This window comes from Kitasatospora sp. NPDC059812 (assembly GCF_042732075.1).
Taxonomy (GTDB): domain Bacteria; phylum Actinomycetota; class Actinomycetes; order Streptomycetales; family Streptomycetaceae; genus Kitasatospora.
Map to the genome: position 1 here is coordinate 476 of NZ_JBHWIO010000099.1, position 19,162 is coordinate 19,637.

Annotated in this window: 14 protein-coding genes; 8 read left to right on the top strand and 6 right to left on the bottom strand. The window is 73.5% G+C overall.

The window, feature by feature from the left end; genetic code table 11:
* Nucleotides 1-246: 246 nt before the first annotated feature.
* Both ACFV6D_RS33295 and ACFV6D_RS33300 read right to left on the bottom strand, forming a co-directional pair.
* Nucleotides 247-420 (bottom strand): CsbD family protein, encoded by a 174-nt coding sequence (locus ACFV6D_RS33295; protein WP_063352486.1) that lies wholly within the window; start codon nt 418-420, stop codon nt 247-249.
* Nucleotides 421-567: 147 nt separating this feature from the next.
* Nucleotides 568-1,407 (bottom strand): SDR family oxidoreductase, encoded by an 840-nt coding sequence (locus ACFV6D_RS33300; RefSeq protein ID WP_380562515.1) that lies wholly within the window; start codon nt 1,405-1,407, stop codon nt 568-570.
* Nucleotides 1,408-1,517: 110 nt separating this feature from the next.
* Here ACFV6D_RS33300 and ACFV6D_RS33305 point away from each other — a divergent pair, with 110 nt between their 5' ends.
* Together ACFV6D_RS33305 and ACFV6D_RS33310 are read left to right on the top strand one after the other, a co-directional pair.
* Nucleotides 1,518-1,889: a helix-turn-helix domain-containing protein gene (locus ACFV6D_RS33305; protein ID WP_063352484.1), complete on the top strand. Its 372-nt coding sequence runs from the start codon at nt 1,518-1,520 to the stop codon at nt 1,887-1,889.
* 195 nt (nt 1,890-2,084) lie between these two features.
* Entirely contained in the window at nt 2,085-3,623 is a 1,539-nt protein-coding gene (locus ACFV6D_RS33310; RefSeq protein WP_380562517.1) for a bifunctional phosphatase PAP2/diacylglycerol kinase family protein, read from the top strand.
* A gap of 12 nt (nt 3,624-3,635) precedes the next feature.
* Here the strand turns inward: ACFV6D_RS33310 and ACFV6D_RS33315 are convergent, their stop codons facing one another.
* The 3 genes from ACFV6D_RS33315 to ACFV6D_RS33325 form a co-directional block, all read right to left on the bottom strand.
* Nucleotides 3,636-4,652 (bottom strand): YihY/virulence factor BrkB family protein, encoded by a 1,017-nt coding sequence (locus ACFV6D_RS33315; protein WP_380478937.1) that lies wholly within the window; start codon nt 4,650-4,652, stop codon nt 3,636-3,638.
* Between the two features lie 113 nt (nt 4,653-4,765).
* Nucleotides 4,766-7,372 (bottom strand): SpoIIE family protein phosphatase, encoded by a 2,607-nt coding sequence (locus ACFV6D_RS33320; protein WP_380562519.1) that lies wholly within the window; start codon nt 7,370-7,372, stop codon nt 4,766-4,768.
* Nucleotides 7,373-7,384: 12 nt separating this feature from the next.
* Complete coding sequence (locus ACFV6D_RS33325) at nt 7,385-10,837, bottom strand: HAMP domain-containing protein (protein ID WP_380562521.1); 3,453 nt, start codon at nt 10,835-10,837, stop codon at nt 7,385-7,387.
* Nucleotides 10,838-11,178: 341 nt separating this feature from the next.
* Between ACFV6D_RS33325 and ACFV6D_RS33330 the strand changes: the two genes are divergently transcribed.
* From ACFV6D_RS33330 to ACFV6D_RS33350, 5 genes are all read left to right on the top strand, one after another.
* Nucleotides 11,179-12,123, top strand: a complete 945-nt coding sequence (locus ACFV6D_RS33330; RefSeq protein WP_380562523.1) for an RNA polymerase sigma factor SigF — start codon at nt 11,179-11,181, stop codon at nt 12,121-12,123.
* A 93-nt stretch (nt 12,124-12,216) separates the two neighbouring features.
* Nucleotides 12,217-12,633, top strand: coding sequence for an STAS domain-containing protein (locus ACFV6D_RS33335; protein WP_079136550.1), 417 nt, complete (start codon nt 12,217-12,219; stop codon nt 12,631-12,633).
* A gap of 145 nt (nt 12,634-12,778) precedes the next feature.
* Complete coding sequence (locus ACFV6D_RS33340; protein WP_380562525.1) at nt 12,779-13,258, top strand: ATP-binding protein; 480 nt, start codon at nt 12,779-12,781, stop codon at nt 13,256-13,258.
* 230 nt (nt 13,259-13,488) lie between these two features.
* Nucleotides 13,489-15,168 carry a cytochrome c oxidase subunit I gene (ctaD, locus tag ACFV6D_RS33345; protein WP_363377007.1) on the top strand — a complete coding sequence of 560 codons (1,680 nt, stop codon included), beginning with the start codon at nt 13,489-13,491 and terminating at the stop codon, nt 15,166-15,168.
* Complete coding sequence (locus tag ACFV6D_RS33350) at nt 15,165-15,554, top strand: cytochrome c oxidase subunit 4 (RefSeq protein ID WP_380562527.1); 390 nt, start codon at nt 15,165-15,167, stop codon at nt 15,552-15,554. The genes ctaD and ACFV6D_RS33350 overlap by 4 nt, the downstream gene beginning before the upstream one ends.
* 45 nt (nt 15,555-15,599) lie before the next feature.
* Here the strand turns inward: ACFV6D_RS33350 and ACFV6D_RS33355 are convergent, their stop codons facing one another.
* Nucleotides 15,600-17,219: a cytochrome bc complex cytochrome b subunit gene (locus tag ACFV6D_RS33355; RefSeq protein WP_380562529.1), complete on the bottom strand. Its 1,620-nt coding sequence runs from the start codon at nt 17,217-17,219 to the stop codon at nt 15,600-15,602.
* A 322-nt stretch (nt 17,220-17,541) separates the two neighbouring features.
* On the opposite strand from ACFV6D_RS33355, the gene ACFV6D_RS33360 reads away from it, so the two are divergent.
* Nucleotides 17,542-19,131 carry a threonine/serine exporter family protein gene (locus ACFV6D_RS33360; RefSeq protein WP_380338445.1) on the top strand — a complete coding sequence of 530 codons (1,590 nt, stop codon included), beginning with the start codon at nt 17,542-17,544 and terminating at the stop codon, nt 19,129-19,131.
* The last annotated feature ends 31 nt before the right edge of the window (nt 19,132-19,162 follow it).

Here is a 19,162-nt window from a genome sequence, read left to right on the forward strand (position 1 = left end):
CCCTAGCGTTGCCACACTCACCGCACACACCACCATCAACACACCCCTGCCCGTGGCTCACAACACACCCCCCCCCCCCCCCCCGCGCGGCGCGCCCCCCCGACCGGCGCGTGGCGGCCGGGCGCTCTCGACGGTCGCGCGGGACTGCGGCGTCTCCACGGGTTCCTGGGTCCCTCGGGCCGGGGGCAGGGACCGTTGAGCCGGGCGGGCGGGGCGGCCGCGCGGGCGCGGCCGCCGTGCGCCGGGTCAGTCCTTTCCGACGTCCTTGATCTTCTCGCCGGCCTGCTTCAGGTCGCTCTTGATCTGTTTGCCCCGGCCCTCGGCCTCGACGACCCGGTCGCCGGTGGCCCGTCCGGCGGCCTCCTTGGCCTTGCCGTGGACCTTCTCGGCCGCGTTGTGCAGCTTGTCCTTGGCACTCATCGGATCACTCCTCTCGGTAGTGGGGGCTCGGTCCGCCCCGGACGGCGTCTGCCCGGGATCGGCGGTTCCACACCCGGAACATCCGGAGTCGGCCGTCGGCCGTCGGCCGTGAGCCGGTGTGGTGCGGACGGGGCCGGTTGGGCGGGCTCAGCGGAAGGCGGCGACGTTGCGGGCGGCCCAGGCGGCGAAGGGGCGCGGGGCGGTGCCGAGGACCTGCTGGACGTCCGGGCTGACGCGCAGCTCGGCCGGGTTCGGGGAGCCGAGGATGTCCAGGGTGTCCTGGGCGAGCTCCACCGGCATGCCCTGGGCCATGGCGGCGCCGGCCTCGTCGCGGGTGAGGTCGTGGAACCGCACCGGCGAGCCCAGGGCGGCCGCGATGGCCTGCGCCTGCTGGCGGGGGGTGATCACCTCCGGGCCGGTCAGCTCGTACACGCCGCCGTTGTGCCGGTCCTCCAGCAGGCAGGCCGCCGCGACGTCGGCGATGTCCGCCGGGTCGACGATCGGCACCCCGACGTCGCCGAAGGGCGCGGCGACGACCCGCTGCGCGCGGACGGACTCGGCCCACCACAGGGCGTTGGAGGCGAAGCCGCCCGGCCGCAGGATGCTCCAGCCCACGCCGGACCCCCGCAGGACGTCCTCCAGTTCGCGCATCGCGATCCGCGTCGGGCCGAAGGGCCTGGTCGCCACACCCTGCGAGGAGAGCAGGACGATCCGGCGGACCCCGCCGGTCACGGCCTGGCCGATGAGGTCGGCCGGGTTGGCCCCGGCGGCGTGCAGGTCGCCGGACAGCAGCAGGAAGAGCGCCTTCGCCCCGGCCAGCGCGGGTTCGAGGCCGGCCGGCCCGGCCAGGTCGGCCGCCACGTGGCGGACACCGTCCGGCACCGCCGCCGCGTGCCGCGACACCGCCGTCACCTGCTGGCCCGCCTCGGCCAGCGCCCGCGTCAGCGGCCGGCCCACATTGCCGGTAGCCCCGGTCACCACGATCATGGTCAACTCCTCGTTCGACGTCCGCCGTGGCCGCTGTGGCCTCGGTGGTCCTCACGCTAGGAGCCAGGGCTAACCCTTGGTAAGGACATACCCTGAGGTAAGCTCAGGACATGGTGGTAGGTGTGCAGCACAGGCAGGGCGAGGCCGGGAAGCGGTATGAGGTGTTTCACACCGACTGCCCCGCGCGGGACGTGGTCGACCACGTGACCAGCAGGTGGGGCATCTGGGTGTTGATCTCCCTGCAGAGCAACGACCTCCGGTTCTACGAGCTGCGCGAGAGCATCCACGGCATCAGCGAGAAGATGCTCGCCCAGACCCTGCGCGCGCTGGTCCAGGACGGCCTGGTCTGGCGGAAGGTCGAGCCGACGACACCGCCCCAGGTCACCTACGGGCTGACCGAGTTCGGTCAGGACCTCGGCGAGCCGCTGGCCGAGCTGTTCAACCGGATCACCCGAGGGCTGCCGCCGCGCGACGCGGGGTAGCGGCGCGGGGTAGCAGCGCGGGGTAGCGGCGCGGGGTAGCAGCGCGGGGTAGCGGCGTGGGGTAGCAGCCACACCGAGCAGCCCTGCTGGGGGAGTTCCGGACCCTGTACGCGGCCCGTCACGGCCGGCCGGCCGCCGCGACACACCCCCGGCCTCCTCCCCGGCGTTGTCGCCCGCGCGCCGTAGGTTCGTCGGATGAAGCGACTGAAGACCACACGACTGGACGCCATAGACCGAGCCCTCTTCGACCGTATCGCCGCCGCGCCGCTGCACGGCACCCGCCCCTGGCTGCGGGCGCTGAGCCGGGCCGCCGACCACGGGGTGCTGTGGATGGGCACCGCCGCCGTCCTCGGCGCGGTCGGCGGACGCCGCGGGCGCCGCGCGGCCCTGCGCGGCCTCGGCTCGCTCGCCATCGCCTCGGCCGCCGCCAACACCGTCGCCAAGCACGCCACCCGCCGGCCCCGCCCGGTGCTGGACGCCGTCCCGGCCGTGCGTCGGCTGCTGCGCCAGCCCGTCACCACCTCCTTCCCCTCCGGTCACTCCGCGTCCGCGGCCGCCTTCGCCGCCGGTGTGGCGATCGAGTCCCCGCTGCTGGGCGCGGCCGTCGCGCCGGTCGCGGCGGCGGTGGCCCTCTCGCGCGTCTACACCGGCGCGCACTACCCGGGCGACGTCCTGGCCGGTGCGGCGCTGGGTACGGCGGCGGCCGCCGCGACCCTGCACTGGTGGCCGCGCTCGTCCGACGTGCCGCCGCCCGCCGCCCCGGCCGCCTGTCCGGCCCCGGCCCTGCCGCAGGGGAGGGGGCTGTCGGTGGTGGTCAACTCGGGCTCCGGCAGCGGCTCTCCGCTCGCTCCCGCCGCCGAGGACGTGGCCGGGACGCTGCGCGCCCTGCTGCCCGAGGCGGACGTCCGGGTGTGCGGGCCGCAGGACGACCTGGCGAAGACATTGACGGAGGCCGCCGACCGGGCCGCCAGGGCCGGCGGCGCGCTCGGGGTGTGCGGCGGCGACGGCAGCGTCAACCTGGCCGCGGCGCTGGCCGTCGAGCGCGCGCTGCCGCTGGCGGTCTTCCCCGGCGGCACCCTCAACCACTTCGCACTCGACCTCGGTGCCACCACCCACGAGGCCACCGCCGAGGCCGTCCAGGCCGGCACCGCCGTCGGCGTGGACCTGGGCCTGGCCGCCGACGACGCCGGCGCCCGGACCTTCGTGAACACCTTCAGCCTCGGCATCTACCCCGAACTCGTCCACCAGCGGGAGAAGTTGGAGAAGCGCATCGGCAAGTGGCCGGCCCTCGCGGTGGCCGTCGCCAAGCTGCTGCCGACCGCCGAACCCGTCACCGTCCACGCCGACGGCCGCCCGCACCGGCTGTGGCTGCTGTTCGCCGGCAACGGGGCGTACGAACCGGCGGGCTTCGCCCCCACCCACCGCGCCGCCCTGGCCGACGGACAGCTCGACGTCCGGGTCGTCGACGGCGGTAGGCCCTTCGCCCGCACCCGCCTGGCCGCCGCCTTCCTGTCCGGCACCCTGGACCGGTCCCGGGTCTACCGGGCCGCCCGGCTGCGCGCCCTGGACCTGGACTCCCTCGGCGACGCCGCCCGCATCGCCGTCGACGGCGAGAGCGTCCCCGCGCGCGGGGCCCTGCGGCTGTCCAAGGCCCCGGCCGGGCTCACCGTGTACCGGCCCGCGACCGCCGCCCCGGCGAGCGAGTTGCACCGCCCGGGCCGGGACGGGCGGTAACCGCAGGGGGTGTCACCGGGCGCCGGGGGAGGACGGGCCGTGCGGGCCGTCCTCCCCGGCCCCGCCGGGCCGCTCCCCGTCGTGGAAGGAGACCTCGACGTGCTGTTCGGGGCGGCGCTCCTCCTGACGGGCGACGGAGGACAGCACCTTCTCGTCGGCGGCGGTGAGCGGCGGCTGCAGGAGGCTGCGGGGCCACAGCCGACGGGCGAGCACCGCGTTGGCCTCGGCGGCGTACACGGTGATCTGCGCGGCCAGGTAGAGCCAGGAGAGCAGGCCGATCACGGTCGCGAAGAAGCCGTAGACCTGGCCCGCGTGGCGCAGTTCGTGGGTCACCAGGAGCGACCCGAACGCCTGGAGGACGGTGAACAGCGGCCCGGCGACGACGCAGCCGGGCAGCAGGGCCCGGGTCGGGATCTCGCGCGGGGTGAGCACCCGGAAGCAGGCCAGGCACAGGGCGGTGTTCAGCAGCGCCGAGACCAGCAGGCCCCCGACCCGGGCGGGCACCCCGCCCAGGGCGCTGCCGACCAGCGAGGCGGCCGCCGTACCCAGCACCAGGCCGGCGGCCAGGACCGTGAACAGCAGCAGGCCGCGCGCCAGCCGGGGCCAGTAGCCGGGCCGCTGCACCCCGGGCACGTTCCAGACCTCGGCCATGGCGTGCTGGAGGACCTGCGTGATGCCGAGCGCCCCGTACAGCAGGCCGAGCGCGCCGATGGCCAGCGCCAGGCCGCTGCCCTGGAGGGAGTGGACGTTCTGGCGCAGCTGGTCGCCGATGATCGGGAAGTCGGCGAGCGCCGAGTTCAGCACCGACTGCTGGGCCCCGGGGTGGCCGTGCAGGACGAAGCCGAGGACGGTGCTGAGCAGGAGCAGCAGCGGGATCAGGGCGACGAAGCCGTAGTAGGTGATCAGGGCGGACAGCAGCCCGCCCCGGTCGTCCCCGTACTTGCGCACGACGCCGATGACGACGGCGGGCACCCGGCGGTGCTGCTGGAAGCGGTCCACGGCGCGCAGGCCTTGTTCGATCGGGTTCATGCCTGGGCGTCTGCCCCGGCCCGCGCCCGCGACACCCGCCGGTTCCGCCCCCCCGTGGCGGCTCGGCTGCCCCGGTTCGCCGCGGACATGCGCCGGTCGTGGCCGTCCGACCGCTACCGCACCATCACTCCGACCAGGCAGGTGTCGTCGTCGGTGTCGGCGTTGCTGTAGCGCAGCAGGTGGTCCAGGAGCTCTTCGAGGTTGGCCGAGCCGGTGGTCGACCCGGTGTCCGAGCCGGTGGTCGACCCGGTGCGGGACTCCTCGGCGAGGGCCGTCAGGCTGGTCAGCGACGCCTGGAGGGATTCGTCGCGGCGCTCGATGAGTCCGTCGGTGTACATCACCAGCGTGTCGTCGGCCTCCAGGACGAGCTCGCCCTGCTCGTAGTCGGCGTGGCCGATCGCGCCGAGGAGGATGCCGCCCAGCTGGGGCAGGATGTCCGCCCGCCCGCCACGCAGCAGGACCGGCGGCGGGTGCCCGGCGCGGGCCCACCGCAACCGGCGGGTCGCGGGTTCGTAGAGGCCGCACACCGCGGTGGCCGTGACGTTGTCGGTCAGGTGGTGGGTGACGCTGTTGAGCCAGCTCAGCAGCTGGGCCGGCCCGGCGCCGGTGGCGGCCAGGCCTCGCAGGGCGTTGCGCAGCGCGACCATGCCGGTGGCGGCCTCGATGCCGTGTCCGGAGACGTCGCCCACGCACAGCAGGACGTCTCCCGAGGGCAGGGCGAGGGTGTCGTACCAGTCCCCGCCGACCAGATGGTCCTTCTCCGCCGGGCGGTAGCGCACGGCGACGCTCAGATCGTGCAGGTCCAGCGGGCCCCGGGTGGGCGGCATGATGGCGTGCTGGAGCTGGAGGGCGAGGCGGCTGCGCTCGGCCGCCTGCTGCTCGCTCTGCGCGAGCTGGTCGCGGGTGGCGGCGAGTGCGACCTCCGTCCAGTGCTGGGCGGAGATGTCCTGGTAGGCGCCGCGGACGGTGCCGAGCCCGCTGCCGGGGTCGCTGTCGAGCCTGCTGCCGGGGTCGTTGCCGAGCCCGCTGCCGGGATCGCGGACGGGCTCCGCGACGACGCGGATGTGGCGGGTGACGCCGTCCGGCCGCTGGAGGCGGAAGGCGGTGGAGGCCGGGCGCTGGTGGTGCAGGAGGGTGCGCAGGAACCGGTCGATGGCGTGGCGGTCGTCCGGGTGGGCGTGGTCGGGGAGCTGGTCGAGGGCCAGGGGCGCGGCGGTGGGCGGCAGCCCGTGCAGTTCGAACACCGTCTCGTTCCAGGCGATCTGCCGGGTTCGCAGGTTCTCCTCGAAACCGCCGATCCGGCCGAGCCGCTGGGCGTGCTGCAGCAGGCGGGCGACGCGCGGGGTGCCGTCGTCGAGGCGCCAGACGACCGCGAGGTGGCTGCCGTGCCGGCTGATGCTCACCTGTGCCCGGGTGGTCAGCGGTACTCCGTCGACCAGGGCGGCGAGGCGCATGTCCTGGGCGCGGAAGGGTTCCCCGGTGGCGAAGACGTGTTCGACCTTGTCGGCCAGGCCGCCCGGTTCGGCCGCCAGCGGGTACGCCTCCAGCAGGCGGGCGCCGGTGAGTACGCCGGTGGGCCGGCCGGCGAAGTCGACGAAGGCCGGGTTGAGGTGGCGGATCACGAACCGGGGCGGGAACTCGTCGCTGTCCGGCGCCGCCCGCAGGATCATGCACGGGTCGAGCAGGCCGTCCGTGAGCTGCCGCAGTTCGCCGAACTGCGCGTCGGCCGGGTCGCAGGCGGCGGGCTCCTGCCCGCTCCAGGACTCCAGCGTGGTGGCGGCCAGCTCGGCGAGCGCCTCGAACTGGCGTTTGAGCGGCTGGGAGCGCTCGGGCAGCGCGTCGGGCCAGCAGATCTCCAGGACGCCGATGAGCCGCCCGCCGACGCCGGCCGGGACGGCGAGCCGGCCGCCGTGGATCTCGTGCTGGCCGATCGAGGGCAGCGAGGCGCCGGCGAGCGTCGGGTAGCCGACCGCCGCCCGCTCGTCCAGGGCACGGCGGGCCGGGGTCGGCACGCCCGGCGGGACGTGGCGCCAGCGGCGTGCCTCCTCCTCGGGGAAACCGGCGCTGCCCGCCAGTGACAGGGAGAGGTCCGGGTGGGCGGCCCAGATGGCGACGGCGACCGCGCCGAGCGGTCGCAGCGCGTGCTCCAGCATGGAACGCGCCGCCGCCGCGGCGTCACCGCTCGCGAGCACGTCCGCCTCGGCACTGCGCAGCCGCACGGCCACCGCTTCGGTGGGGGGAACCGAGGCGTCGGCGACGAACTCGCGGGCGAGGGCGGAGATCTCGTCCGCCGCGGCCTGGTTGACCAGGTCGGCGGCGAGCGCCAGGACCGTCACCCCGGCCTGCTCCGCGAGGCTCTCCAGCTGCCCGGCGGCCTCGGTGGGCCCGCACCGCAGGCGCTCCACCAGCACGCCGACGCCCATCTCGACGACGCCGCGGCCCGCCGCCTGGGCCTGGGCCCGTTCCAGTTCCAGCCTGAGCCGCTCCACCGTGGTGGCGAGCCGGTCGACCGCCGCGGACTCGCCTTCGGCGCGGGCCCGGGCCGCTGCCTGCGCCTCCGCAGCGCGCCGCTGCGCTCCGACCCTCGGCGTGTCGGCGGCCGGACCGGTCGGTGAGGCCGCTGCGGGACGGTCCGTGGCGCGCGGCTCCTGGGGATGGTGCACGGCTGTCGGCTCCTGAGCTCTGGACTGTCGGGGTGGGTGCGAGGGGACGCGGGGCATGGGGCAGGGCGACTACCGGGCGAGGTGGTCCCTGATCCTGCCGATCACCTCGTCGGCGTCCACCGGCTTGGTGATGTAGTCGCTGGCTCCCGAGGCCAGGCTCTTCTCCCGGTCGCCGATCATCGCCTTGGCGGTGACCGCGATGATCGGCAGCCCCTCGTGCTCGGGCATGGCGCGGATCGCCGCGGTGGCGGTGTAGCCGTCCATCTCGGGCATCATCACGTCCATCAGGATCACGTCGATCCCGGGGTGCGCGCGGAGGGCTTCGAGCGCGGCGAGCCCGTTCTCGGCCTGGAGGACCCGCATGCCGCGCAGCTCCAGGATGCTGGTGATCGCGAAGAGGTTGCGGTCGTCGTCGTCGACCACCAGCGCGGTGCGACCGGAGAGCACCGGGTCGCCTCCGCGGCCCCGGGCGGGGTTCCCGTCCGCGGGGCGCGCCGGGGGCAGGACGCGCCCGGGCCCGTCGGCGCTCATGTGGAGGGCGATGCGTTCGCGCAGCTCGTCGAGGCTGGAGATGAGCTCCAGCGGCCCTTCCCCCTCCCGGCGGACGGCGTGCTCGTCGCCGGTGGTGACGCCCCGGCTGTTGTGGGCCAGCACCGGGACGGTGTGCAGGGCCGGGTCGCGTTCCATCTCCGCCAGGAGCGTGGCCGCCGCGCTGTCCGGCAGGTCGAGCTCCAGGACGACGCAGTGGTACGGGGCGGTGGCGAGCGTAGTGGCGGCCTCCGGGGCGCCGACCGTGGTGACTATCTCGACCCGGCGCTGCGCGCCGGCGGAGCGGGCGAGGTCGGCGACGGCGTTCTCCGCCACCAGGGACAGCAGGCCGTTGGGGCGGCCTTCGACCACGAGCAGGCGCCGCGGCCGGCCGGCGGCGGGAGGCGAGGGGGCCCGCTCCGGCGCCTCGGACGGGCCGGTGCCCCCGGCGCCCAGCGCCTTGCGGGCCCCGTCGGCGCCGGTCTCGGCCAGGTCGGGGCGGGTCGCGGGGACGTAGAGGGTGAAGGTGCTGCCCCGGCCCAGGGTGCTCTCCACCGTGATCGCGCCGCCGAGCAGGTAGGCGATCTCGCGGCTGATGGACAGCCCGAGGCCGGTGCCGCCGTACTTGCGGCTGGTGGTGCCGTCGGCCTGCTGGAAGGCGCCGAAGACGCTCTCCACGTGCTGGGGGGCGATGCCGACTCCGGTGTCGCTCACGTGGAAGGCGAGCACCGGGCCGCCGCGCCGGACGGCGTCGGGCAGGTGGGTCTCGTCGGCGGGCTCGATGCGCAGCTCGACCCGGCCCTGCTCGGTGAACTTGACGGCGTTGGACAGCAGATTGCGCAGCACCTGGCGCAACCGGTAGTCGTCGGTGAGGAGTTCGGCGGGGATCTGCTGGACCGTCCGCACCGTGAAGGCGAGGTTCTTCTGGCTGGTCAGCGGGCGGAAGGTGGCTTCGACGTAGTCGAGCAGCGCGCGCAGCGGCACCGCCTCGATGTTGAGGTCCATCTTTCCGGCCTCGACCTTGGACAGGTCGAGGATGTCGTTGATCAACTGGAGCAGGTCGGAGCCCGCGGAGTGGATGATCCCGGCGTACTCGACCTGCTTGGCGCTCAGGTTGCGGGTGGGGTTCTGGGCGAGCAGCTGGGCGAGGATGAGCAGGCTGTTGAGCGGCGTGCGCAGTTCGTGGCTCATGTTGGCCAGGAACTCCGACTTGTACTTCGAGGCGAGGGACAGCTGGTGGGCGCGCTCCTCCAGTTCCTGGCGGGCCTGTTCGATCTCCAGGTTCTTGGTCTCGATGTCGCGGTTCTGCGCCGCCAGCAGGTCGGCCTTCTCCTCCAGCTCGGCGTTGGAGGCCTGCAACTCGTCCCGGCGTGCCTGCAACTCCTGTGAGCGGACCTGGAGTTCGGCGGTGAGCCGCTGGGACTCGTCGAGCAGCTCGTCGGTGCGGGCGTTGGCGATGATGGTGTTGACGTTGACGCCGATGGTCTCCATGAGCTGGTCGAGGAAGTCCAGGTGGACCTGGGTGAACGGCTGGACGGAGGCCAGTTCGATGACGCCGAGGACCTGGTCCTCGACCACGATGGGCAGCACCACCAGGGACAGCGCCCCGGTGCGGCCGAGGCCGGAGGAGGCGGCCAGGTAGTCCGGCGGCAGGGCGTCGACGGTGATGGCGCGTCGGCTGCGCGCGGCCTGGCCGACGAACGACTCGCCGAGGCGGAAGCGGGTGGGGCGCTCGCCGTCGGGGAAGGCGTAGGAGCCGACCAGCTGGAGCACCGTCCCGACGGGGCTGTCCTCGGCGAGGTAGAAGACGCCGCACTGCGCGCCGACGAGGGGGGCGAGTTCGTCCATGACGGACTCGGCGACGACCCCGAGGTCGCGCCGGCCCTGCATCAGGGCCGAGAAGCTGGCGAGGTTGGTCTTGAGCCAGTCCTGCTCCTCGTTGGCGCGGGTGGTCTCGCGCAGCGACCCGACCATGGCGTTGATGTTGTCCTTGAGGTCGGCGACCTCGCCGGAGGCGTCCACGCTGATCGAGCGGGTGAGGTCGCCGGCGGCGACGGCGCTGGTGACCTCGGCGATGGCGCGGACCTGCCGGGTGAGGTTGCCGGCCAGCTCGTTGACGTTCTCGGTGAGGCGCTTCCAGGTGCCGGAGACGCCCTCCACCTCGGCCTGGCCGCCGAGCCGGCCCTCGGTGCCGACCTCCCGGGCGACCCTGGTCACCTCGTCGGCGAAGGAGGACAGCTGGTCGACCATCGTGTTGATGGTCTCCTTCAGTTCCAGGATCTCGCCGCGCGCGGTGACGGTGATCTTCTGCGACAGGTCCCCGCGTGCGACCGCCGTGGCCACCTGGGCGATCGCGCGGACCTGGCCGGTGAGGTTGCCGGCCATGAAGTTCACCGAGTCCGTGAGGTCGCGCCACGTCCCCGAGACGCCCTTCACGTCGGCCTGGCCGCCCAGGATGCCCTCGGTGCCGACCTCCCGCGCCACCCGGGTCACCTCGCCGGCGAACGAGGACAACTGGTCGACCATCGTGTTGACGGTGTTCTTCAGCTCCAGGATCTCGCCCCGGGCATCGACGGTGATCTTCTGCGACAGGTCCCCCTTGGCCACCGCGGTGGCGACCTGGGCGATGTCCCGCACCTGGGTGGTGAGATTGCCCGCCATCGCGTTGACCGAGTCGGTCAGGTCCTCCCAGGTGCCCGACACCCCGGGCACCTGGGCCTGGCCGCCGAGCCGGCCCTCGGTGCCGACCTCCCGGGCGACCCTGGTCACCTCCGAGGTGAACCGCGACAGTTGGTCGACCATGCCGTTGAACACCGTGGCGATCTCGCCCAGCAGCCCGTCCGCATCGCCCGGCAGCTTGGTGCTGAAATCGCCGTCGCGCACCGCCGTCAACCCGGCCAGCAGCAGCCGCAGTTCCGGCTCGCCCACCTGCGCGGCGCCCGCCCCCTCGTCCGGGCGGTGCTGTGAGTCGCGGGACGTGGTCGGGCCAGCCATCGAACGTCGCCTCCGTGGAACACCGGGCCGACTGGCCCGAATCCGGTCGTGGGCACCCCGAAGGACGGGCCGGGGGACCTGGCCGTCGTTCCAGGTGTTGTACCGCCTTCGGAGGCTACCCCAGCCCGCACACCGCCGGACAACGGTTGCCCCCCGGCCGTGCGCCCCGCCCGCCGCCCGCCGCCCGGACGCGCGTCCGCGCCCCGGACAGGCCGCCGCCCACCTCGGAGCCGTTGCGGGCTTCACGAAACCTCCATGGGGGGCGGCTGCATCGATCCGCCGACACGGGGTACCGGGGGGCAGACCGCGCCGACACGAGAGAGCACGAGAGAGGGAGTCCGATGGCCACGACCACTGGGGAACTGCCCGCCTCCGCCCACCCGTCGACGGGAGGTCCGTCCCGCACGGCCGCTCCTGCCGGAGAGCCCCGGGACCTGCCTTCGCCGGAACTCGCCGATGCCGGAGGGCTTCGGGACCTGCTCCCGCCGGAGCTCGCCGACGCCGGTGACCTGCGGGAGATCGCGCCGGCCGACGCGCGCGAGCTCAACAAGGTGCTGCTGCGCCGGCTCCGCACGCTGGAGGAGGGGACGAAGGAGTACTCGTACGTCCGCGCCACCCTGGTCGAGACGAACCTGTCCCTGGTGAGGTTCGCGGTCCGCCGCTTCAACTCGCACCGCGAGCCGCAGGAGGACCTGCTCCAGGTCGGCGCGGTCGGCCTGATCAAGGCCATCGACCGCTTCGACCCCGACCTCGGCGCCGAGTTCGCCACCTTCGCCATACCGACCGTCCTCGGCGAGATCCGGCGCCACTTCCGCGACACCACGTGGGCCGTCCACGTGCCACGCCGCCTCCAGGAACTGCGCATCCTCCTGGCCAAGGCGCAGGAACGCCTGTCGCAGGACCTGGACCGGGCCCCCACGGTCGCCGAACTCGCCGAGCACCTCGCGCTCTCCCCCGAGGAGGTCGTCGAAGGGCTGACCGCCGCGAACGCGCACACCGCCGGCTCCCTGGACCTCGGCGGCAGCAACGACGACGACGCCCCCGGCCCGCTGGGCGACCGGCTCGGCGAGGACGACCGGGACCTCGCCCTCGTCGACGACCTGGTGGCGCTCAAGCCGCTCATCGCCGACCTGCCGGAGCGGCAGCGACTCATCCTGTCCATGCGCTTCTGCGAGGACATGACGCAGTCGCAGATCGGCGCCCGCCTCGGGCTGTCCCAGATGCACGTCTCCCGGCTGCTCAGCCGCACCCTGCGGCACCTGCGCGACGGGCTGGAGGACGGCTGAGGACGCGTCGCCGCACGAGCCCCGGGCAGGACCAAGCCGGGCGCACACCCCCGTGTTTGGCAGTCCGGCACAACCTCCGTATGGTCGGAAGGCATGGACATGGAGGAGACGACGATGATGCCATTCGACGACGTTCGGGCGGCCGCCGCGCCGGCAGCGTCCCCGCGCCCCGCGGAGCTGGTGGTCGAGACCCGTGCCACGGCCTCCGGCGCGGTGGTGTGCGCCCTCGTGGGCGACCTCGACATCGAGACGCTCGCCTCGGCCGCCAACCTGCTCACCAGCGTGATCGCGCAGCGCCGCGGCGCGGTGGTGATCGACCTCGCCGGGGTGGGCTTCTGCGACTCCTCCGGCCTGAACCTCCTGCTCAAGACCCGCCTCGCGGCGGCGGAGGAGGGGCTGGACCTGCACCTGGCCGCCGTGGCGCCCACCGTCATGCGGGTCCTCGAACTGACCGGCGCGCAGGCGGTGTTCTCCATCCACGACTCGGTCGACGAGGCCCTGGCGGCCTGACCGCCCCGACTCGGGCCGCCAGGGCCTCGGCCCGAGGCCGGCCGACCGCCCCGGCCCCGGTTCGACGCCGGCGCGGGGCATAATCCGAGAACTGCCGGGAAACCGACCGTGCGAGACCGCCGTCGATCCGAAAGGGTGTCCTCACATGACGATGAGCCGGGGAACCCTGGACGGCGACCCGCACCAGCCGGGCCCTGCGCTGCCCGTCGGCGGCCAGCGCAGGCGGCTGACCCTGTCCGGCATCCCCAAACCGGTCGCCCACGCCAGGACCTTCACCGCCCGCGCCCTCGACGACTGGTACGCGTCCGCCGCCGGGCCCGGCGCCGGCGAAGGCACCCTCGCGGACGTCGTCCTGCTGGTGGCGGAACTCGTCGCCAACGCCATGCTCCACGGCGACGGCCCGTTGGAACTGGTCCTGGACGTCACCGGGACCCGCCTGCGGGCCGAGGTCAGCGACCGCAGCCCGACCCTGCCCACCCCGCGCCGCCCGCACAACCCGGCCCTGCCCGGCGGCCACGGCCTGTTCATCGTGGAGCGGACCGCCGACCGGTGGGGCGCCGAACCGCACAGCCACGGGAAGACGATCTGGGCCGAGTTCGACGCCGCACGGCTGATCCGTAGCTGACCCGCGGCCGACTCGCGGCTGACCTGCGGCTGACCCGTGGCGGCGCCTCGCCGGATCGCACCAGTGCGCCGACTTCGTCATCCGCGCCCGGCCGGGGCCGCCACGCCGACTCCGGTTCAGGGGCCCTTGGGGCGGTGGGTGATTGCATGGCGACACAGCATGTGTCCCGGCGAGCGTCTCCGCGTCTTTCTCCTGCGGGTGCGGGCGGCCCCGGCAGGAGGAGGAAGCGGATGGCGCAGACCCGGCGGCGGGCCGCCGCCCGCCCGGCGCCCGGCGTGGCCCGCCGGCGTCAAGGCTCGGCGGTGCTGCGGTGGTTGAGCACGACCGACCACAAGGCCATCGGCAACCTGTACCTGACGACGGCGTTCGGGTTCTTCCTGTTCGCCGGGCTGCTGGCGATGCTCATGCGCGCGGAGCTCATGCGGCCGGGACTGCAGGTGGTGAGCAACGAGCAGTACAACCAGTTGTTCACCATCCACGGGACGATCATGATGCTGCTGTTCGCCACACCGACGTTCGCCGGTTTCGCGAACGCCGTGATGCCGCTGCAGATCGGTTCCCCGGACGTGGCGTTCCCCCGGCTGAACGCGTTCACGTACTGGGTGTACCTGTTCGGCGGCCTGATGGTGGTCGGGGGCTTCCTGACCACCGACGGCGCCGCGTCGTTCGGCTGGTTCGCCTACGCCCCGCTGAACGGGCCGCTCCACAGCCCGGGAACGGGCGCCGACCTGTGGGCCGTCGGGCTGATCGTGGCGGGTCTGAGCACGATCCTGGGAGCCGTCAACTTCATCACCACCATCGTCTGCCTGCGGGCACCGGGCATGACGCTGTTCCGGATGCCGGTCTTCACCTGGAACGTGCTGTTCACCTCGATCCTCGCGCTGCTCGCCTTCACCCCGCTGACCGCGGCGCTGTTCGCGCTGGAGGCGGACCGCAAGCTGGGCGCCCACGTCTTCGACCCGGCCAACGGCGGGGCGATGCTGTGGCAGCACCTGTTCTGGTTCTTCGGCCACCCCGAGGTGTACATCGTGGCGCTGCCGTTCTTCGGCATCATCTCCGAGGTCATCCCGGTGTTCAGCCGCAAACCGGTCTTCGGCTACTACGGACTGATCGGTGCCACGATCGCGATCACCGCGCTGTCCGCGGTCGTGTGGGCCCACCACATGTTCGCCACCGGCCAGGTGCTGCTGCCGTTCTTCTCCCTGGCCTCGCTGCTCATCGCGGTGCCGACCGGGGTGAAGTTCTTCAACTGGATCGGCACCCTGTGGAACGGCTCGCTCTCCTTCGAGACGCCCATGCTGTTCGCCCTCGGCTTCCTGGTGACCTTCCTCCTCGGCGGGCTGACCGGCGTCCTGCTGGCCGCGCCCCCGATCGACTTCCACGTCACCGACAGCTACTTCGTCGTCGCCCACCTGCACTACGTCCTCTTCGGGACGGTCGTGTTCGCGATGTTCGCCGGCTTCTACTTCTGGTGGCCCAAGATCACCGGCCGGCTGCTGGACGAACGCCTCGGAAAGATCCACTTCTGGATGCTGCTGCCCGCGTTCCAGATCACCTTCCTCGTGCAGCACTGGCTCGGCGCCCAGGGCATGCCGCGCCGCTACGCCGACTACCTGCCCTCGGACGGCTTCACCACCCTGAACACCGTCTCCTCGATCGGTGCGTTCCTGCTGGGCGCGTCGACCCTGCCCTTCCTGTACAACGTGTGGCGCACCGCCAGGTACGGAGTCCCGGTCACCGAGGACGACCCGTGGGGCTACGGGCGCTCCCTGGAATGGGCGACCTCCTGCCCGCCGCCGCGCCACAACTTCCACGCCCTGCCCCGCATCCGCTCCGAAGGCCCGGCCTTCGACCTGCACCACCCGGAGTATTCGCGCATGGCGCTCGAAGGCGAGGAGAACGCGCGGTGAAGACCGAGTCCTACCTGTTCGCGGGCGTCGCGCTGTTCTTCGCCGTCGCCGCTTCGATCTACGGCTGGTTCGCCCGGGAGCCGGCCGGCAAGGCGGCGCTGGTCGTGGCCTTCATGATGTCCACGCTGATCGCGTTCTTCTTCCGGACCCAGTACTCCCGCCGCGGTCGCCGGCCGCAGGACCGCACCGACGCCGAGATCGTCACCGGCGTCGGGCCGCTGGAGTTCTTCGCACCGCGCAGCTACTACCCGCTGCTCACCGCCGCGGGCGTCGCGGTCGCCGGGCTGGGGCTGGTGTACGCCTTGTGGCTCTTCCTCATCGGAGCGGGTGTGACGGGCGCCGGCGTCCTGGGCTTCGTCTTCCAGCACGCCCGGCGCGGGCAGTGAGTCCGGCCGGTCGGCGACCGGCGGTCAGTGGTCGGTCATCGGGGGTCACCGCTCGGCGCGTCCCGCGTCGGCGGGCGCGAGCGGCTCCGGCTGCGGCTCGTCCACCGCCGCCATGTTGTCCCGGTAGTACCAGGAGCTCAGGGCGGCCCGCAGCCGTGCGCGCCGCGAGGCGCCCTCGCCCGGCGCCGGCAGGGGAAGCGGGGCGTCGCGCAGGGCCAGCGTGTAGCGCAGGCCGGTGGGAAGCGGCCGGTGCTCGCCGTGGAAGGCACCCTCGACGGCCTCGTGCACGAACCCGGTCTCGTCTCCCTCCGTCACCCGCTCCAGGTCCCGCTCCTGCAAGGCCAGGCACAGGCGCCGGGTGATCCAGAAGGCCACCGCCGGCCCGACGAACAGGCCCACCCGCAGGAACCAGTTCAGGCCCTCCACCGGCACGTCCAGTGCCCGGGCGACGACGTCCTGGCCGCCGGCGACCAGCAGCACGACGTAGAAGCACGTCCCGGCGACAGCCAGCGCCGTGCGGGTCTGCCGGTTGCGGGGGCGGTCGCACAGGTGCTGCTCGCCACTCCCCGGGGTGATCCAGCGCTCGAAGAACGGATAGCCGTACAGGGCGGCGAAGAACAGCAGCGGGAACAGCACGGCCGGAATCAGCGGGTTCCAGGCGACGGTGTGGCCCCACAGCCGCGTCTCGGCCCCGGGCATCAGCCGCAGCGCGCCCTCGATGAACCCCATGTACCAGTCCGGCTGCGCGTCGGTGGAGTCCTGGTCGGGGCGGTAGGGCCCGTACAGCCAGATCGGGTTGACCTGGGCGAGGGCGGCGGCCAGCGCCAGCACCCCGAAGACCATCGCCATCAGGCCCGCCGTCTGGACGCTGAAGTGCGGGAAGAGGGGCTTCCCGACGACGTTGCGGTTGGTGCGTCCGGGCCCGGCCCACTGCGTGTGCTTGAGGTGGAAGACCAGGATCAGGTGCGCGGTGATCAGGCCGAGCAGGAGACCCGGCAGCAGCAGGATGTGCGCGCTGTACAACCGGGGGACGATGTCGTGCCCGGGAAGCTCCCCGCCGAAGAGGAAGAAGCTCAGGTAGGTGCCGACCAGCGGGACCGACAGGATGAAGCCCTGGGCCGTGCGCAGACCGGTGCCGGAGAGCAGGTCGTCGGGCAGCGAGTAGCCGGCGAAACCCTCCAGCAGGGCGAGTTGGAACAGTGTCAGTCCCACCAGCCAGTTGACCTCCCTGGGGCGGCGGAACGCGCCGGTGAGGAAGATGCGCAGCAGGTGCGCGCAGATCGCGGCGGTGAACACCAGTGCCGCCCAGTGGTGGATCTGGCGGATCAGCAGGCCGCCGCGCACGTCGAAACTGATCGACAGCGTCGAGGCGTACGCCTGGGACATCCGCACCCCGCGAAGCGGCGGGTACGTTCCGGCGTACACGATCTCGGTCATGGACGGTGTGAAGAACAACGTCAGGAAGACGCCGGTCAACAGCAGCAGCACGAAGGTGTAGAGCGCCAACTCGCCGAGCAGGAAGGACCAGTGGTCGGGAAAGACCTTCCGGAGCAGGCCCTTGGCCCCGTCGAACAGCGGCAGCCGCCGGTCCAGCGCGACCGCCGTGCTCCGGGCGGCCCGCTCCGCCCGCCGCCCGGCCCGCGCCCTCCACCTCGACAGCCGCACGCCGCTCCTCCCGTCCGCTCCGATCGTGTGTCCCGATAGCCATATCCCGTGGCGGCAGGACGGCCGGACGGGGCTCGCCCATCACTACGGGCTTCACTCGGACGGCCGCGGCTCGGTGCTCCTTCGCCCTCCCAGGTTCCGGCGTCGGCCCGCTGACCTGCGGATTCTCCCCGAGCCCTGGTCTGGAGGCAGCGGGCCGACCCACGGACGGCGGGCGTGAACGGACCCCCGCGCTCCGGTCGGGACGTTCACGAAATGATGGCTGCGGGTAGTCGAGTGGGTGCGAAAGGTCATCAGGTGGGGGGTGCGGCAGGGAGCGACGATGCCGGAACACGAGCAGTTCGGCGTGCGGGCCGAGGCGGACGGGCCGGCGAGCCGGACCGGAAGAGTCCCGCCCCAGGCGAGTCCGGAGGAGGCCCCCGGGGCCGCCCCCGCCTCCGGGGAAGGTCGAGTTCAGGGGGAGGGCCGGGCGCCCGGCCGGCCGGCGCCGCCCGGGGCGGAGAGCGGACCCGCCGATGCCGACGGCACGGCGGCCTGGCCGGACCTGATGCTGCCGCTGCTGCGCACCCCGACCACCGACCGCCCGCTGGTGACCGGCGGACCCGGCGCGGACGACCCGGGGCTGGCCGCGGTGGCCGCCGTCCTGGACCTCGCACTGCTGGTGGGCGAGCTGATGCTGGCCTGCGGCGAGGCCGCCGAGGACGTCGAGGCCGCCATGCTCGCCGTCGCGCAGGCCTACCGGGCCCAGCCCTGCGACCCCCAGGTCACCTTCACCCGGGTGGCGATCTCGTACCAGCCGGGCCCCTCGGAGCCGCCCGTGACGGTCGAGCGGTCCGTGCGCCACCCGGCCGGGGACTACGCGCGGCTGGCCGTGCTCTTCCGGCTGGTCACCGAGATCACGACCGGCGGACTCGTCGTCGACGACGCCCACCACCGGCTGAGGGCCGTGCGCCGGCACTGCCGCCACTACCCCGCGTGGCTCCTGGTCCTGTCCTCCGGCCTGCTGGCCGGCGCCGCGACGCTGCTGGTCGGCGGCCGGGCCGACGCCCGGGCCTGGCTGGTGTTCGTCAGCGCCGTCGCCGCGGCACTGGCCGGCGACCGGCTCTCGGCGCTGGTCGGACGCCACGACCTCCCGGAGTTCTACCGGATCGCGACGGCCGCGACCCCGGCGGCGGCGATCGGCATCCTGCTCTCCTTCAACGGGCTGAACCTGGGCGGATCGGTGGTGATCACCGGAGGGCTGTACACGCTCCTGCCCGGATGGCCCATGGTGGCGGCGGCGCAGGACGGCCTCGCGGGTTTCTACCTCACCGCGGCCGCACGCCTGATGGAAACGCTGTACATGATGGCCGGCGTGGTGGTCGGGGTGATGACCGTGCTCTACATCGGCGTCAACAACGGCGCCGACCTGGCGACCCGGCCCGCCCCGGTCGCCGCGTCGAACCCGCCGCTCCAACTGGTGGCGGCGCTCCTGCTCACCCTGACCTTCGCGGTGCTGCTCAACACCGAGCCGGGCACGCTGCCGGCCGTCCTGCTCAACAGCGGGGTCGGCTGGACGACGTACGGCGTGCTGGTCAACGCCGGCGGCGAGCCCATCATGGCCACCGGCCTCGCCGCCGGGCTGGTGGGCCTGTCCGGCCAGCTCATGGCCCGCTACCGGGGAAGCTCCTCGCTGCCGTACGTCACCGCGGCCCTGGGGCCGCTGCTGCCCGGCTCGTTGCTGTACTTCGGGCTGCTCGCCTTCGTCCGGGGCGAGCCCGAGATCGGGCTCGTCGGCGTCGGGCGCGCCACGGCCACGGCGATGGCGGTGGCGATCGGCGTGAACCTGGGCCGCGAGGTCGCCCGGCTGTTCCTCCCCGCCCCGGGCGTGGTCCCGGTGCCCGGCCGCAGCGCCGGGCGGCACCGCCGCTGAGGGCCGGCCGCCACCGTCGTTGACGGCCGGC

Coding starts and splice junctions, on each gene's coding strand:
- ACFV6D_RS33295 (WP_063352486.1), bottom strand. CDS start 420: ATGAGTGCCAAGGACAAGCTGCACAACGCGGCCGAGAAGGTCCACGGC.
- ACFV6D_RS33300 (WP_380562515.1), bottom strand. CDS start 1,407: ATGATCGTGGTGACCGGGGCTACCGGCAATGTGGGCCGGCCGCTGACG.
- ACFV6D_RS33305 (WP_063352484.1), top strand. CDS start 1,518: ATGGTGGTAGGTGTGCAGCACAGGCAGGGCGAGGCCGGGAAGCGGTAT.
- ACFV6D_RS33310 (WP_380562517.1), top strand. CDS start 2,085: ATGAAGCGACTGAAGACCACACGACTGGACGCCATAGACCGAGCCCTC.
- ACFV6D_RS33315 (WP_380478937.1), bottom strand. CDS start 4,652: ATGAACCCGATCGAACAAGGCCTGCGCGCCGTGGACCGCTTCCAGCAG.
- ACFV6D_RS33320 (WP_380562519.1), bottom strand. CDS start 7,372: ATGCCCCGCGTCCCCTCGCACCCACCCCGACAGTCCAGAGCTCAGGAG.
- ACFV6D_RS33325 (WP_380562521.1), bottom strand. CDS start 10,837: ATGGCTGGCCCGACCACGTCCCGCGACTCACAGCACCGCCCGGACGAG.
- ACFV6D_RS33330 (WP_380562523.1), top strand. CDS start 11,179: ATGGCCACGACCACTGGGGAACTGCCCGCCTCCGCCCACCCGTCGACG.
- ACFV6D_RS33335 (WP_079136550.1), top strand. CDS start 12,217: ATGGACATGGAGGAGACGACGATGATGCCATTCGACGACGTTCGGGCG.
- ACFV6D_RS33340 (WP_380562525.1), top strand. CDS start 12,779: ATGACGATGAGCCGGGGAACCCTGGACGGCGACCCGCACCAGCCGGGC.
- ctaD (WP_363377007.1), top strand. CDS start 13,489: ATGGCGCAGACCCGGCGGCGGGCCGCCGCCCGCCCGGCGCCCGGCGTG.
- ACFV6D_RS33360 (WP_380338445.1), top strand. CDS start 17,542: ATGCCGGAACACGAGCAGTTCGGCGTGCGGGCCGAGGCGGACGGGCCG.